This is a genomic window from Sphingomonas sp. (assembly GCF_039595165.1).
GTDB lineage: Bacteria > Pseudomonadota > Alphaproteobacteria > Sphingomonadales > Sphingomonadaceae > Sphingomonas.
The window spans coordinates 1-13256 of the sequence record NZ_JBCNMA010000093.1 but is presented as its reverse complement, the minus strand read 5'-3'; the positions used below and the strand labels follow the sequence as shown (position 1 = coordinate 13256).

General features: G+C 67.6%; 10 protein-coding genes and 1 other RNA gene. 1 reads left to right on the top strand and 10 read right to left on the bottom strand.

Annotated features, from left to right (window positions below; genetic code table 11):
* Positions 1-256, top strand: a transfer-messenger RNA (tmRNA) gene (gene ssrA / locus ABDV68_RS14095); the annotation flags it as partial.
* On the opposite strand, the gene ABDV68_RS14090 is transcribed toward ssrA, so the two are convergent.
* The 10 genes from ABDV68_RS14090 to infB form a co-directional block, all read right to left on the bottom strand.
* Entirely contained in the window at positions 256-1410 is a 1155-nt protein-coding gene (locus ABDV68_RS14090) for a serine hydrolase (protein ID WP_343520694.1), read from the bottom strand. The two genes, ssrA and ABDV68_RS14090, sit on opposite strands and share 1 nt — an antisense overlap.
* A 50-nt stretch (positions 1411-1460) precedes the next feature.
* On the bottom strand, positions 1461-2531 hold the full coding sequence (locus ABDV68_RS14085; protein ID WP_343520693.1) for an NAD(P)-dependent alcohol dehydrogenase: 1071 nt from the start codon (positions 2529-2531) through the stop codon (positions 1461-1463).
* A 133-nt stretch (positions 2532-2664) separates the two neighbouring features.
* Positions 2665-4677 carry a hypothetical protein gene (locus tag ABDV68_RS14080; RefSeq protein ID WP_343520692.1) on the bottom strand — a complete coding sequence of 671 codons (2013 nt, stop codon included), beginning with the start codon at positions 4675-4677 and terminating at the stop codon, positions 2665-2667.
* A gap of 329 nt (positions 4678-5006) precedes the next feature.
* Positions 5007-7358, bottom strand: coding sequence for a polyribonucleotide nucleotidyltransferase (pnp, locus tag ABDV68_RS14075; RefSeq protein ID WP_343520691.1), 2352 nt, complete (start codon positions 7356-7358; stop codon positions 5007-5009).
* 178 nt (positions 7359-7536) lie between these two features.
* Positions 7537-7806 (bottom strand): 30S ribosomal protein S15, encoded by a 270-nt coding sequence (rpsO, locus tag ABDV68_RS14070; protein ID WP_343520690.1) that lies wholly within the window; start codon positions 7804-7806, stop codon positions 7537-7539.
* Between the two features lie 23 nt (positions 7807-7829).
* Positions 7830-8711 carry a tRNA pseudouridine(55) synthase TruB gene (gene truB, locus ABDV68_RS14065; RefSeq protein WP_343520689.1) on the bottom strand — a complete coding sequence of 294 codons (882 nt, stop codon included), beginning with the start codon at positions 8709-8711 and terminating at the stop codon, positions 7830-7832.
* Positions 8711-9403 carry a site-2 protease family protein gene (locus tag ABDV68_RS14060; protein WP_343520687.1) on the bottom strand — a complete coding sequence of 231 codons (693 nt, stop codon included), beginning with the start codon at positions 9401-9403 and terminating at the stop codon, positions 8711-8713. Before ABDV68_RS14060 ends, truB begins: the two co-directional genes overlap by 1 nt.
* 44 nt (positions 9404-9447) lie before the next feature.
* Complete coding sequence (locus tag ABDV68_RS14055; RefSeq protein WP_343520686.1) at positions 9448-10032, bottom strand: thymidine kinase; 585 nt, start codon at positions 10030-10032, stop codon at positions 9448-9450.
* Between the two features lie 85 nt (positions 10033-10117).
* Positions 10118-10516, bottom strand: a complete 399-nt coding sequence (gene rbfA / locus ABDV68_RS14050) for a 30S ribosome-binding factor RbfA (protein ID WP_343520684.1) — start codon at positions 10514-10516, stop codon at positions 10118-10120.
* A gap of 44 nt (positions 10517-10560) precedes the next feature.
* Positions 10561-13212, bottom strand: coding sequence for a translation initiation factor IF-2 (infB, locus tag ABDV68_RS14045; protein WP_343520683.1), 2652 nt, complete (start codon positions 13210-13212; stop codon positions 10561-10563).
* Positions 13213-13256: the final 44 nt, after the last annotated feature.

The window sequence follows — 13256 nt, the reverse complement described above, 5'->3', positions numbered from 1 at the left end:
TGGTGTACTGGACACCGTTTCTGACGGGGCCGAACCAGGATCGACGTGTGTTGAAAAGCGCTGTTTTCGTTCGGAATGGGACCACCGCGACGGCCCATACACACAAGTGCCAACGATAACGAAGCACTCGCTATTGCGGCGTAATCCCACGGCTTAACGGCCTAAGATTACTCTAAAATGCGCGGTTGGACCGCACCGGGCAACAGAAGCGGATTCCAGCGGTACGGGGAGCACCGGGCAACAGAAGCTCCCCACTCATCTTTCTCGTGCGAGCCGCTCCTCCTCCCGGCTGAACGCCGTGACGCCCTTGCTGTCCGGCTGCGTCGCAGTGGCGAAGAACGCCACGCCCGTGCCGCGCTTGCGGTCGATCCACAGCCCCGACCGCAGCCCATAGGCCTCGCCCGCATGGCCGACATGCACGCGGCCGTCGCCAAACAGGTCATCCGCGCACCCTTCGCGGCGGGTCGGCAGCGTCGTCACCGCCAGCCCGTACTGGCAGTAAAAGCCATTCGAGGTGTCGCCATTGGCGCCATCGAACCGCCACGCCACGCGCTCCAGCTCGGCGATCGATCCCCGCTTCAGGAAGCGCCCGCCGCCCTGCAGCAGCATCCGCCCGATCGCCGCGAGGTCGCGCATCGAGGCACGCAGCCCGCCCTGCGGCGAGAACAGCGCGCCATTCTCCCCCAGCCGGTATCCGGCAAGATCGCACCCCGTCTTGACGATCACCGGACAGTGCGGCCGCTTGCCGCCGAGATCGTCCAGCGCGACCTCGCCGGTCGAACGATACAGCACAACGTGCCGGGCGATCTTCGCGTCGCTGCAGGTCGACCAGTTGAAGCACGCATCGAGCTCGAGCGGCGCCAGCACCAGCCGCTGCATCAGCCGGTCGAAGCGCTCGCCGCCCGCCTTCTCCATCACGCTCGCGATCACCGGGAAGCCGATATTGGCATAGCGGAAATAGGTCCCCGGCCGATGCCCCGCGTCCCATGCCTCGGGCCGCACCACCATGCCGGCCAGCCGCTCGCCGAGCGGCACGCGATACTCAGCGGGATCGATCAGCCCGGAGCGATGCGAGAGCAGCTGCCGCAGCGTCACTGCCGCATCGGGAAAGGCCGGGTTGCGCACGCGCCAGCCCAGCACCTCGCTCACGTCGCGGTCGAGGTCGAGCTGCCCCGCCTCCACCATCCGCATCACGCCGAGCGCGACGACCAGCTTGGAAATGCTCGCGACCCGCACCGGATCGTCGGCCGTGACGTGACGGCCGGTCGCCCGGTCAGCGGCGCCAGAGGCATGCACGCCGGTCTCGCCGCGCAAGTCGAAGGCGACCCGAACTTCCGCCGGCGCGGCAGCGGCGGGCCTGGAGATCGCGGCGAAGCCGGCCAGCGCGAGCAACAGGAGCAGATGGCGCATCGCGCGATGATGGCGGGGGCCGGCGCGCCTCGCCAGCCCCTGCGCATGCGTCAGGCGGCGGCGCCCTTGAGCGAGGCCATGTCGATCACGAAGCGGTATTTGACGTCGCCCTTGACCATCCGGTCATAGGCGGCGTCGATGTCCTGCATCGCGATCATCTCGATGTCGGCGGTCAGGCCGTGTTCCTGGCAGAAATCGAGCATCTCCTGCGTCTCGGCGATCCCGCCGATCAACGAGCCCGCGATCGCGCGGCGGCGGAACACCAGGTTCGTCACCGACGGCGAGGGGTGCGCATGCTCGGGCACGCCGACCAGCGTCAGCGTGCCGTCGCGCTTGAGCAGCGCGGTGAAGGCGTCGAGATCGTGGCTCGCCGCCACCGTGTTGAGGATGAAGTCGAAGCTGTTGGCGTGCGCGACCATTTCCTCGGCATTGCGCGACACGACCACCTCGTGCGCGCCCAGCGCCAGCGCGTCGGTGCGCTTGCTCTCCGAGGTGGTGAAGGCGACGACATGCGCGCCCATCGCCGCGGCGATCTTGACGCCCATATGGCCGAGCCCGCCGATGCCGACCACGCCGACCTTCTTGCCCGGCCCAGCGCCCCAATGCTTGAGCGGCGAATAGGTGGTGATGCCGGCGCACAGCAACGGCGCCACCGCGGCGAGATCTTTCTCGTCATGGCCGATCCGGAGCACGAAGCCCTCCTTGACCACGATCTTGTCCGAATAGCCGCCAAAGGTGTGGCCACCGAGATGCGCGTCCGGCCCATTATAGGTGCCGACGAAGCCGGTGCCCTCGCAATATTGCTCCTCGCCGTCGTGGCACGACGGGCAGGCGCCGCAGCTGTCGACCATGCAGCCGACCCCGACGAGGTCGCCGACCGCGAACTTGGTCACGGCGCCGCCGACCGCGGTCACCCGCCCGACGATCTCATGGCCGGGGACGCAGGGGAACAGCGTGCCGTCCCATTCGCTGCGCGCGGTGTGCAGGTCCGAATGGCAGACGCCGCAGAACAGGATGTCGATCGCGACGTCGTCGGGCTGAACGTCGCGACGATCGAAGCTGAACGGGACGAGCGGGGTGGTCGCCGATTGCGCGGCATAGGCCAGGGCTGGGCTGGGCATGGGAAGGTCCCTTTTTGTCGGAGGAATGGGGCGGCGGCGCATATCGGTACGTCCCCGTCACCACGCCAGAGGCGCGGGCACGGTTGCATAAAAAACAATCGCGCCCGCGCCATGCCCGTCCGCTCCCTGGCGCTCAGTACATCGGGCGTCCGCAGTTATAGGCGGGCACCCGGCCCGTGCCCGATCCGACGAAACCCGAATAGCGCACGTCGTCCTGCGCCAGCGCGTTCAGATATTCCTCGATGTTGGGATAGCCGTCGCCATCCTTGTCGTCGTTGGCGTCCCAGACATTGGGGTTGGTGTTGGTGAAACGGCGCTCCCAGTCGTCGGGCATGCCGTCATTGTCGGTGTCGGTCTTGGCGGCGCCCTGCGTCAGGCTCGCCCAGCCGCCGGCCTGCGCCACGCTCGACGCCCAGGTCGACGCGAACAGCCAGGGCGATGCGTCGCAGGTGCGCAGATCGTCGATATAGAGCGCGTCGACATTGTCGCGGCACGCGCCGTCGCGACAGCGGTCCGCCCCGGCATAGGCCATCACGTCGCGCAACGCCTGCTCGGGCGATGTGATCTTGGCGGGGTCGAACATCAGCGACCGGCCGGGCGCGAGCGCGTAGCTCGTGTTCTGCACCACGCCCAGACCGTTGCGCGAGCAATCCGCGATCCCCGCCGGCGTCACCGCGCAGATCGTCGAGGGCGCGACATGGTCGATGAAACCCGCGGCATTGACGAAGGGATCGGTGACGGTCGATCCGAACTGGCCGGCGATCCGTGTGCGCGGCGTCACATTGTCGCGGGCGTAGATGCTGAAGCCGAAGCCCGACGCGCCGCCCGGCGTGTAGAGCGCCATCAGATAATTGCCGTCGCTCGCATTGTAGCGTGGCCCGCGCAAGTTCACGTTGCCGATGTAATTGGCGTAGACGCTGCCGAACTGGTTGGAGATCAGCCCGCTCTCCGAGATGAAGTCGTAGACCACGTTGTTGAAGACGTCGGTCTGGCCGGTATTGCCCGCGGCCGCCGGGTTGGTGCCCACCGCGATGTTGATCCCGCGCTGGTCGCCATGCTGAGTCAGATTGTGCGCGATGGTGACGTTGTTGGCCGGCTTGAGGAAGAACGTCTTGCAGTGCAGCGACGAGCTGTGCCCCGCGTTGAGGCAGATGTTGGGCCCGATGATCGACCATTGGATCGTGCAATTCTCGCACGCCGTGTCCAGGCTCTCGTCGGTGCCGAACATGGTCGAGACATGGTCGATGATCTGGAAGCTGGTACCCTGCAGCCGGATCGGATCGCCGTTGTCCGACGACCGCCCGGGATGCTCGCCGAGCCGTGTGCGGACATGGCGCAGGATCATGTGATTGCCGCCGCGCCGCGTGTCGATCAGTGAATCGACCGGATTGTAGCTGGCGCCGAGCCGGAACTCGATGCCGCCGGGCGAGGTCTGGCCGGCGATGTAGATCTTGGGCGTGGTGATCTGCGCCGGCGATTGCAGGACGATCGCGCCGGCGACGTCGAACACGCAATAGCGCGGCCGCCCGGCGGGGATCGCATAGGGCGTGGTGACGGCGAGCGCGAGCGCGCATTCGCGATAGCTGATCTTCCCGTCATTGGGGTTGGCGACGTCGTCGAGCGTGTCGATCTTGTAGACCACGGCATTGGTCGCGCGGACGCTGGTGGCGCGGCCGAAGCCGACTGCTGTGGGGAAGGCGAGCGGATGCAGGCCCCGGTCGGGGATGCCGCCATCGTCGGGGTTGGCGAAGGCCGCCGCGGCGCCGGTGACCGGCGGCGCACCCTGCACCGTCACCGTCGCCGTTCCCGCGACCGGGCCCGAGCCGAAGGTGCAGCTCAGCGTATAGTTGGTCGTCGCGCCCGGGCTGACCGTGACGCTGCCGCTCGCCGCCTGCGCGCCATTGAATCCGGCGCCCCCGCTGGCGGTACAGCTGGTCGCGCCGGCCGAACTGGTCCAGCTGAGCGTGGTCGACGCACCGGGCGCGACGGTGGCGGGCGAGGCCGTGAGGGTGACGGTGCCGGTCGGCGTCGGCGTCGGTGAAGAGGGGGTGGGGGTCGGTACCGGCGTCACCACGCCGCCGGAGTTGCTGTCGCTTCCGCCGCCACCGCTGCAGCCGGCCAGGAGCAAGACGAGCGCGAGCGCCACGTGCAACCCCGCAAGCCGATCCCTTCGTAGATCGGATCGTGCCATCTTATGTACCCACAACTTTCCCGTGCCCTAGATCGAGATCGCTTCTAGTCGCGCCGGTAAGTGCCAACCAGTTGGCCAAAGGGACATGAAGTCGGGTGTCGCGACCCCGTCGATTCATGTCCGGAATGACAAGACTTCGCTCGCAAACAAGCGTCGAACGCGACCAACTTGTTATTGAATCCGCTGGTCGCGCGGATCGAACCTTTGGCCGCTTCTCGGCGCCGACAGAAAAAGGGCCCCGGTTTCCCGGAGCCCTTTTCGGTTCAGCCTGAGGCTTGTGGGTCTCAGTCGTCGCCGCCGGTCAGGAACGCCGGCAGACCGATGTCCTCGCCGCCTTCGTCCTTGCTCTCGGAGCGCTCGCGCCGCGGACCGCGGTCGCCGCGCGGGCCACGATCACCGCCGCCTTCGCGGCGCGGGCCACGGTCGCGGTCGCCACCACGCCCGCCGTCACGGCGACGGTCGCCGCGGTCGCCGCGGTCGCCACGATCGCCGCGCGGTTCACGCGGCTCGCGCGCCGGGCGCGTGTCCTCGAGCTCTTCGCCGGTCTCCTGGTCGACGACGCGCATCGACAGGCGGACCTTGCCGCGCTGGTCGATCTCGAGCACCTTGACCTTGACTTCCTGGCCTTCGCTGAGGACGTCCGAGACCTTCTCGACGCGCTCGTTCTTGATCTCCGAGACGTGGACGAGCCCGTCCTTGCCGCCCATGAAGTTCACGAACGCGCCGAAATCGACGAGGTTGACGACCTTGCCGTTGTAGATCTTGCCGACCTCGGCCTCTTCGACGATGCCCTTGATCCAGTTCATCGCGGCTTCGATCTGCGACACGTCCGACGAGCTGATCTTGATCACGCCCTCGTCGTCGATGTCGACCTTGGCGCCGGTGGTGGCGACGATCTCGCGGATCACCTTGCCGCCCGTGCCGATGACGTCGCGGATCTTCGACTTGTCGATCTGCATCGTCTCGATGCGCGGCGCGTGGGCCGAGAGCTCGGTGCGGGCTTCGCCCAGCGCCTTGGCCATCTCGCCCAGGATGTGCGCGCGGCCTTCCTTGGCCTGGTTGAGCGCCGCCTCGAAGATCTCCTTGGTGATGCCGGCGATCTTGATGTCCATCTGCATCGTGGTGATGCCTTCGGACGTGCCCGCCACCTTGAAGTCCATGTCGCCGAGGTGATCCTCGTCGCCGAGGATGTCGCTGAGGATCGCGTAGTCCTTGCCCTCGAGGATCAGGCCCATCGCGATGCCCGAGACCGGGCGCTTGATCGGCACGCCGGCGTCCATCATCGCGAGCGACCCCCCGCACACCGACGCCATCGACGACGAGCCGTTCGACTCGGTGATGTCGCTGGTCAGGCGGATCGTGTAGGGGAACTCGTCCTTGGTCGGCAGCACCGGGTGCAGCGCGCGCCACGCCAGCTTGCCATGGCCGACTTCGCGGCGGCCCGGCGCGCCGAAGCGGCCGACTTCACCGACCGAATAGGGCGGGAAGTTATAGTGCAGCATGAAATGCTGGTAGCTGAGCCCGTTCAGGCCATCGATCATCTGCTCGGCGTCCTTGGTGCCGAGCGTGCAGGTGGCGATGGTCTGAGTCTCGCCGCGGGTGAACAGCGCCGAGCCGTGCGCGCGCGGGAGGAAGTGCGTCTCCGCCACGATCGGGCGGATCTGCGTGGTCGAGCGGCCGTCGATACGGATGCCGTCCTTGAGGATCGCGCCGCGGACGATGTCGGCCTCGAGCTTCTTCACGAGCTTGAGGGTGCCGAGATACTGGGCCGGGTCGCTTTCCTTGAGGTCGGCGAACAGCTCGCGCGCCTTGGTCCGCGCTTCGTTGATCGCGTCCTGGCGAGCCGACTTGTTGGTCAGCTTGTACGCGGCGGCGAGGTCCTTGCCGATCGCGTCCTTCAGCTTCTTCATGGTCGCGGACTTGTCCTCGACCTTGTCCAGCTCCCACGGCTCCTTGGCGGCCTGCTCGGCGAGCTTGACGATCGCCTTGATCACCTCGCGGCACGCATCGTGCGCGAACAGCACGGCGCCGAGCATGACCTCTTCCGACAGCTCATTGGCTTCGGATTCGACCATCATCACCGCGTCGTAGGTGGCGGCGACGACGAGGTCGAGGTCGCCCTCGGCAACCTGCTCGTCGGTCGGGTTGAGGATATACTCGCCGTTCAGGTAACCGACGCGCGCGGCGCCGATCGGGCCCATGAAGGGGACGCCCGAGATGGTCAGCGCCGCCGAGGCGGCGACCATCGCGAGGATGTCCGGCTCGTTCTCGCCGTCATAGCTCAGCACCTGAGCGATGGCGTTGATCTCGTTGTAGAAACCTTCCGGGAAGAGCGGGCGGATCGGGCGGTCGATGAGACGCGAGACCAGCGTCTCCTTCTCCGTCGCGCCCCGCTCGCGCTTGAAGAAGCCGCCGGGGATGCGTCCCGCGGCCGAATACTTCTCCTGATAGTGGACGGTGAGCGGGAAGAAGTCCTGCCCTTCCTTCACGGTCTTCGCGGCGGTGACGGCGCACAGCACCACGGTCTCGCCGAGCGTCGCCATGATGGCGCCGTCGGCCTGGCGGGCAACCTTGCCCGTTTCGAGTGTCAGGGTCTGTCCGCCCCACTCGATCGATACGGTCTTCTTGTCGAACATTTGATTTCCTTTGGACCGGACGCCCTATGCGCCCGGGGCCTGTGTGCGAGCTGTCCGGCTCGCGCGGTGCGGGGTGATTTCACCCCTTTTCAGGGCTTCGGCCGGATCGCCTCGGCCCCAAGGGTTCCGGGCATGCGCCCGGCATTGCAAAAAGGCGACCCGAAGGCCGCCTTTCCGGTTACTTGCGAAGGCCGAGCTTCGCGATGAGTGCGGTGTAGCGCTCCCCATCCTTCTTGCGAAGATAGTCGAGAAGGCTGCGACGCTTGTTGACCAGCATGAGCAGGCCGCGGCGCGAGTGATTGTCCTTGGCGTGGCCCTTGAAGTGCTCGGTCAGGTTCTGGATCCGCTCGGTGAGGATCGCCACCTGGACTTCGGGGCTGCCGGTGTCGCCGCCAGCGCGGCCATGTTCCTTGATGAGCGCTTCCTTGCGCTCGGGCGTGATCGACATGTGTTTTCCTTCGACATCATGGCTTACAGGTTGAAGCCGCGGACGACACGGACGTCTCCGTCCGAAACCTCGACCAGCGCAACCGGCGTGTCGCCGTCCAGCGCGAAGTGTTGGCCATCGACAGCGGCGATCCCGACCAGCTTTTGCCCCTGGCGGAGCAGTCCTGCCTGATCGGGGGTGAGGGATAGAGCCGGGATGTCGTCCAGCCCCGCCCTCAACGGCAGGAGGCAATCTTCAAGCCGCTGGCCCTTAGCGGCATCGGCCAGTTTGTCCAGCGAAATCGCGGAATCGAGCGTGAACGGGCCCGCCTTGACCCGGCGGAGCATCGTCACATGCCCGACCGTGCCGAGCGCATGTGCGATGTCGCGCGCGAGGCTGCGGATATAGGTGCCCTTGGAGACACGGGCGGTGAGCGTCGCGCTGTCCGGTGCCGAATCGCGCAGGGCGAGCGCGCGGATCGTCACCGCGCGGCTGGCCAGCGTCACCTCGGCGCCCTTGCGGGCAAGGTCATAGGCGCGTTCCCCGTCGACCTTGAGCGCGGAATAGGCGGGCGGAACCTGATCGATCGGGCCGGTGAAGCGCGGCAGGATCTTCTCGACCTCGGCCGGCGACGGGCACACCTCGGATTCGGCGATCACCTGCCCCTCGAGATCGAGCGTGTCGGTCTCCCTCCCGAAGCGGATGGTGAAGTCATAGATCTTGTCGCTGTCGAGCATCCGCCCGGCGAGCTTGGTCGCCTCGCCAACCGCAATCGGCAGCACCCCGGTCGCCCGCGGGTCGAGCGTGCCGCCATGGCCGACCTTGTACCTTCCGTAACCGCCCTCGCGCAGCGCGCGCTTGACCGCGCTCACCCCCTGGGTCGAACCGAGTCCCAGCGGCTTGTCGAGAATGATCCAGCCATGCATCAGCCCGCGATCGCCGCGGTGACGGCGAGATACCAGCCGGTGACCGCCTGCGCCGGCGGGGCGATCAGCCGCGCGACGATATTGGCTTCGGGCCAGATCGACGGGACGACGAGCAACAGGATGAACAGCAGCGGAAAGCCGAACCGGCCGAACGCCGCCCAGCGCTCGGCGAGCGGCGGCGGCAGCAGGCCCTGCACCACATGACCGCCATCGAACGGCGGGATCGGCAGCAGGTTGAACAGCGCCAGGAAGATGTTCACCGCGATGAAGTTGAACAGGTTCTCGATCACGAAGCCGATCACACTCCCCGGCTGCGCGCCGTCCGCGCCGAGGACGGCGAGGCCCAGCAATATCGCGCCCACCAGCGCCAGGGCGAAGTTCATCCCCGGCCCGGCCAGCGCCACCAGCATCATGTCGCGCCGCGGGTTGCGCAGCCGCGCATAGTCGACCGGTACCGGCTTGGCCCAGCCGAACACCGGCGCCTTGGCGAGCGCGAGGATCAGCGGCAGCGCGACCGTGCCGATCGGATCGACATGCCGGATCGGATTGAGCGAGAGGCGCTTGCGTTCGGCCGCGGTCGGATCGCCCAGCGCACGCGCGACGAGGCCGTGCGCGACCTCGTGGAAGACGATCGCGATCACCAGCGGGATCAGCCAGACGGCGACGCGATAGACGATGGAATCGGGATTCATGCCTGTGATCTAGGGTCGGCCGCAGCGTTTCACCAGCGCAACGCTCAATCTGCCGCGGCGATCGCCTCGACGAAATGGCGGCGGCACAGCGCGATGTAGCGGTCGTTGCCGCCGATCTCGGTCTGCGCCCCCTGCGCCACGGCGCGGCCCTCGGCATCGACGCGCAGGTTCATCGTCGCCTTGCGCCCGCAGCGGCACACCGACTTGATCTCGACCAGCGCGTCGGCGAGCGCGAGCAGCCGCGCCGAACCTTCGAACAATGCGCCGGTGAAATCGGTGCGCAAGCCATAAGCGAGCACCGGCACTCCGAGCACATCGGCGACCGCGGCAAGCTGGTCGACCTGAGCGGCGGTGAGGAACTGCGCCTCATCGACCAGTACGCAATGCACGGGCCCGGCATCGGCCTCACGCTCGACGCGCAGCCGCAGGTCCATATCGGGATCGAAACCGATCGCTTCCGCTGCAAGGCCGATGCGCGACGCGATCCGCCCCTCGCCCGCCCGATCGTCGACCGCCGCAGTGAACAGGATCGTGCGCATGCCGCGCTCGCGATAGTTGAAGTCCGCCTGAAGCAGATTGGTCGATTTGCCCGCGTTCATCGAGGCATAGTAGAAATAGAGCTTGGCCATCACCGCCGACCTTGGCGGATGATCCCGCCGCTTTCATCCATTCCCGCGGCAAAGCCGTGGACGGATATGTGGAAAAGGCTGTGGATCAGTCTTCCGGCTGATCGAGGTCGCGCGCCACCTTGGGGTCGCGCAGCAGCTGGTCGATATGGCTGCCTTCGTCGAAGCTCTCGTCCGCCAGGAACTTGAGCCGCGCGGCATATTTCATCTTCACCCGGCTCGCCACCTCGCGCTGGAGATAGGCGGTGTTGGTGCGCAGCGCCTTGAGCACCGCCTCTTCGTCCTTGCCGAGCAACGGCTTCACGAACACCGTGGCGTGGCGCAGGTCGGGCGACATGCGCACTTCGGTGACGCTCACCATATGGCTGGCGAGCACATCGTCATGCACCTCGCCGCGCGCGAGGATGTCGGACAGGACATGGCGCACCTGCTCTCCCACGCGCAGCAGGCGGACGGAGCGGGTTTCGGCGGTTTCGTTGTGTTTCATGACCAGGTTCCGCCGCCCCGACCCGGGTCAGGGCGGCGATTCACTTACAGCGTCCGTTCGCGCAGTTCGACCTCGAACGTCTCGAGATAGTCGCCCGGCTTGATGTCGGTGAAGTTCTGGCTGAACGTCACGCCGCACTCCAGGCCCGCGCGGACTTCGGCGACATCGTCCTTGAAGCGGCGCAGCGATGCGATCTCGCCCTGATAGATGATGACGTCGTCGCGCGTGATGCGCGCCTTGAGCGCCTTGCGGATCGCACCGTCGGTGACGAGCAGACCGGCCGCCTTGCCGTGCTTGCCCGCCGAGAAGACCTCGCGGATCTCCGCACGGCCGACCACGGTCTCGAACGCTTCCGGACCGAGCTGCCCGGCCATGCCGGCGCGGATCTCGTCGGTGAGTTCGTAGATCACGTCATAATATTTGAACGCGACCTTGTGGCGATCGGCGATCTCGCGCGCCTTGGCGTTCGGACGGACGTTGAAGCCGATGATCGGCGCGCCCGAGGCCGCAGCCGCGTTCACGTCGCTCTCGGTGATGCCGCCGACGCCCGCATGGAGCACGCGCGCCTTGATGTCGTCGGTGCTGATCTTGTTGATCGCCGCGACGATCGCCTCGACCGTGCCCTGGGTATCCGCCTTGACGACCAGCGGATATTCCATCGCCTGCTTTTCCTTGAGCGCGCTGAACATGCTCTCGAGGCTGGCGGGGGCATTGGTCGTGCGCTTGTTCTGGATGACGCTGGCGCGATACTCCGCGACCTCGCGCGCACGCGCCTCGTTCTCGACGACCTGGAGCAGGTCGCCCGCCATCGGCACGCCCGACAGGCCGAGCACTTCGACCGGCATCGAGGGACCGGCTTCCTTGAGCTGGCGGCCCTTGTCGTCGACCAGCGCGCGCACCTTGCCGCTTTCCGCGCCGACGACGAACACGTCGCCGACCCTGAGCGTGCCGCGCGTGACGAGCACCGTCGCCACCGGACCGCGGCCCTTGTCGAGCTTGGCCTCGACCACATTGCCCTCGGCAGCGCGCTCGGGATTGGCCTGGAGCTCCATCAGCTCGGCCTGGAGCTGGATCTTCTCGATCAGCTCGTCGAGACCGGTCTTCTTGAGCGCCGAAACCTCGACGTCCTGAGTCTCGCCGCCCATCTCCTCGACCACGATCTCATGCTCGAGCAAGCGCTCGCGCACGCGCTGGGCATTTGCTTCGGGCTTGTCGATCTTGTTGATCGCGACGATCATCGGAACGCCGGCCGCCTTGGTGTGGTTGATCGCCTCGATCGTCTGCGGCATCAGCCCGTCGTCCGCGGCGACCACCAGCACGACGATGTCGGTGACGTTCGCGCCACGCGCGCGCATCTCCGAGAACGCCTCATGGCCCGGCGTGTCGAGGAACGTGATCCTCGACTTGTCCTTGAGCGTCACCTGATAGGCGCCGATATGCTGGGTGATGCCGCCGGCCTCGCCGCGCACCACATCGGTGCCGCGCAGCGCGTCGAGCAGCGACGTCTTGCCATGGTCGACATGGCCCATGATCGTCACCACCGGCGGACGCGGCCGCAGCGTCTCGGGCGCATCTTCGACCGCATCGGTCGCCAGGTCGACGTCCGAATCCGAGACGCGGACGATGTTGTGGCCGAACTCGGTCACCAGCAGCTCAGCGGTGTCCTGGTCGATTGTCTGGGTGAGCGTGACCGGCATGCCCATCTTGAACAGCGCCTTGACCAGATCGGCGCCCTTCTCGGCCATGCGATTGGCGAGTTCGGAAACGGTGATCGCCTCGGGCACCTGGACGTCGCGGACCTGCTTCGCCTGCGGCTCCCGCGGACCCATGTGCGAGCGCTTTTCCTTCTCGCGTGCACGCTTGAGCGCGGCAAGGCTGCGCGCCCGCGCGCCGTCGTCGCCGCCGAGCGCACGGTTGACGGTCAGCTTGCCGCCGCGCCGCTCGTCGCCCTTGCGGTCGCGCTGCTGCGGCTTCTGCGGCTCGGGCGGGCGCGATGGCGCGCGATTGGGGCCGAGATTGGCGCCGCCCGCGGGTCGCGGCGCGGCGCCGCCGCCGGCATTGCCGGTCGCGGCGAGGTTGGGCTCGGGACGCGCCGGCGCCGGGCGCGGAATCTCGGGACGCTGCACCGGGGTGAACTGGCGCGGCGCCGGGCGGCCCGGATCGAGCTGCACCGCGACCGGTTCCTGCCGCACGGGCGCGGCCGGTGCGGGACGCGGCGCTTCCGCCGCGGGCCGCGGTGCAGGCGCGGGTTCCGCTTTCGGCTCTTCCTTGGGGGCCTTGGCAGCCTCGGCTTCGGCGCGCGCGCGCTCCTCGGCACGGCGCTGCTCGGCCTCGGCGGCTTCGGCACGCTCGCGCTCTTCGCGCCGGCGCGCTTCCTCCAGCGCGTGCATGCGCTGCTCTTCGGCCTCGCGCAGCATGCGGGCCTGGCGCTCCTGTGCGGTCTCGCCCGCAGGAGCAGACGGACGCGGGGCGGGGGCCGGGGGCGGCGGCGGTGCGGCTTCGACCACAGGCTCGGGCGCAGCCTCGGGCTGCCCCGCCTGCGGGCCGAGCACGCGGCGGCGCTTCACTTCGACCACGACGGTGTTCGAGCGCCCGTGGCTGAAGCTCTGCTTCACCTTGCCGGTCTCGACCGTGCGCTTCAGCCCCAGCGGCTGGCGCATGCCCAGTTTCGGCTTGTCGTTTTCGGTATCGCTCAACTCAAATTCCCGTCTGTTCGTCGTTCGTCTCGTCGCCGCCAGCG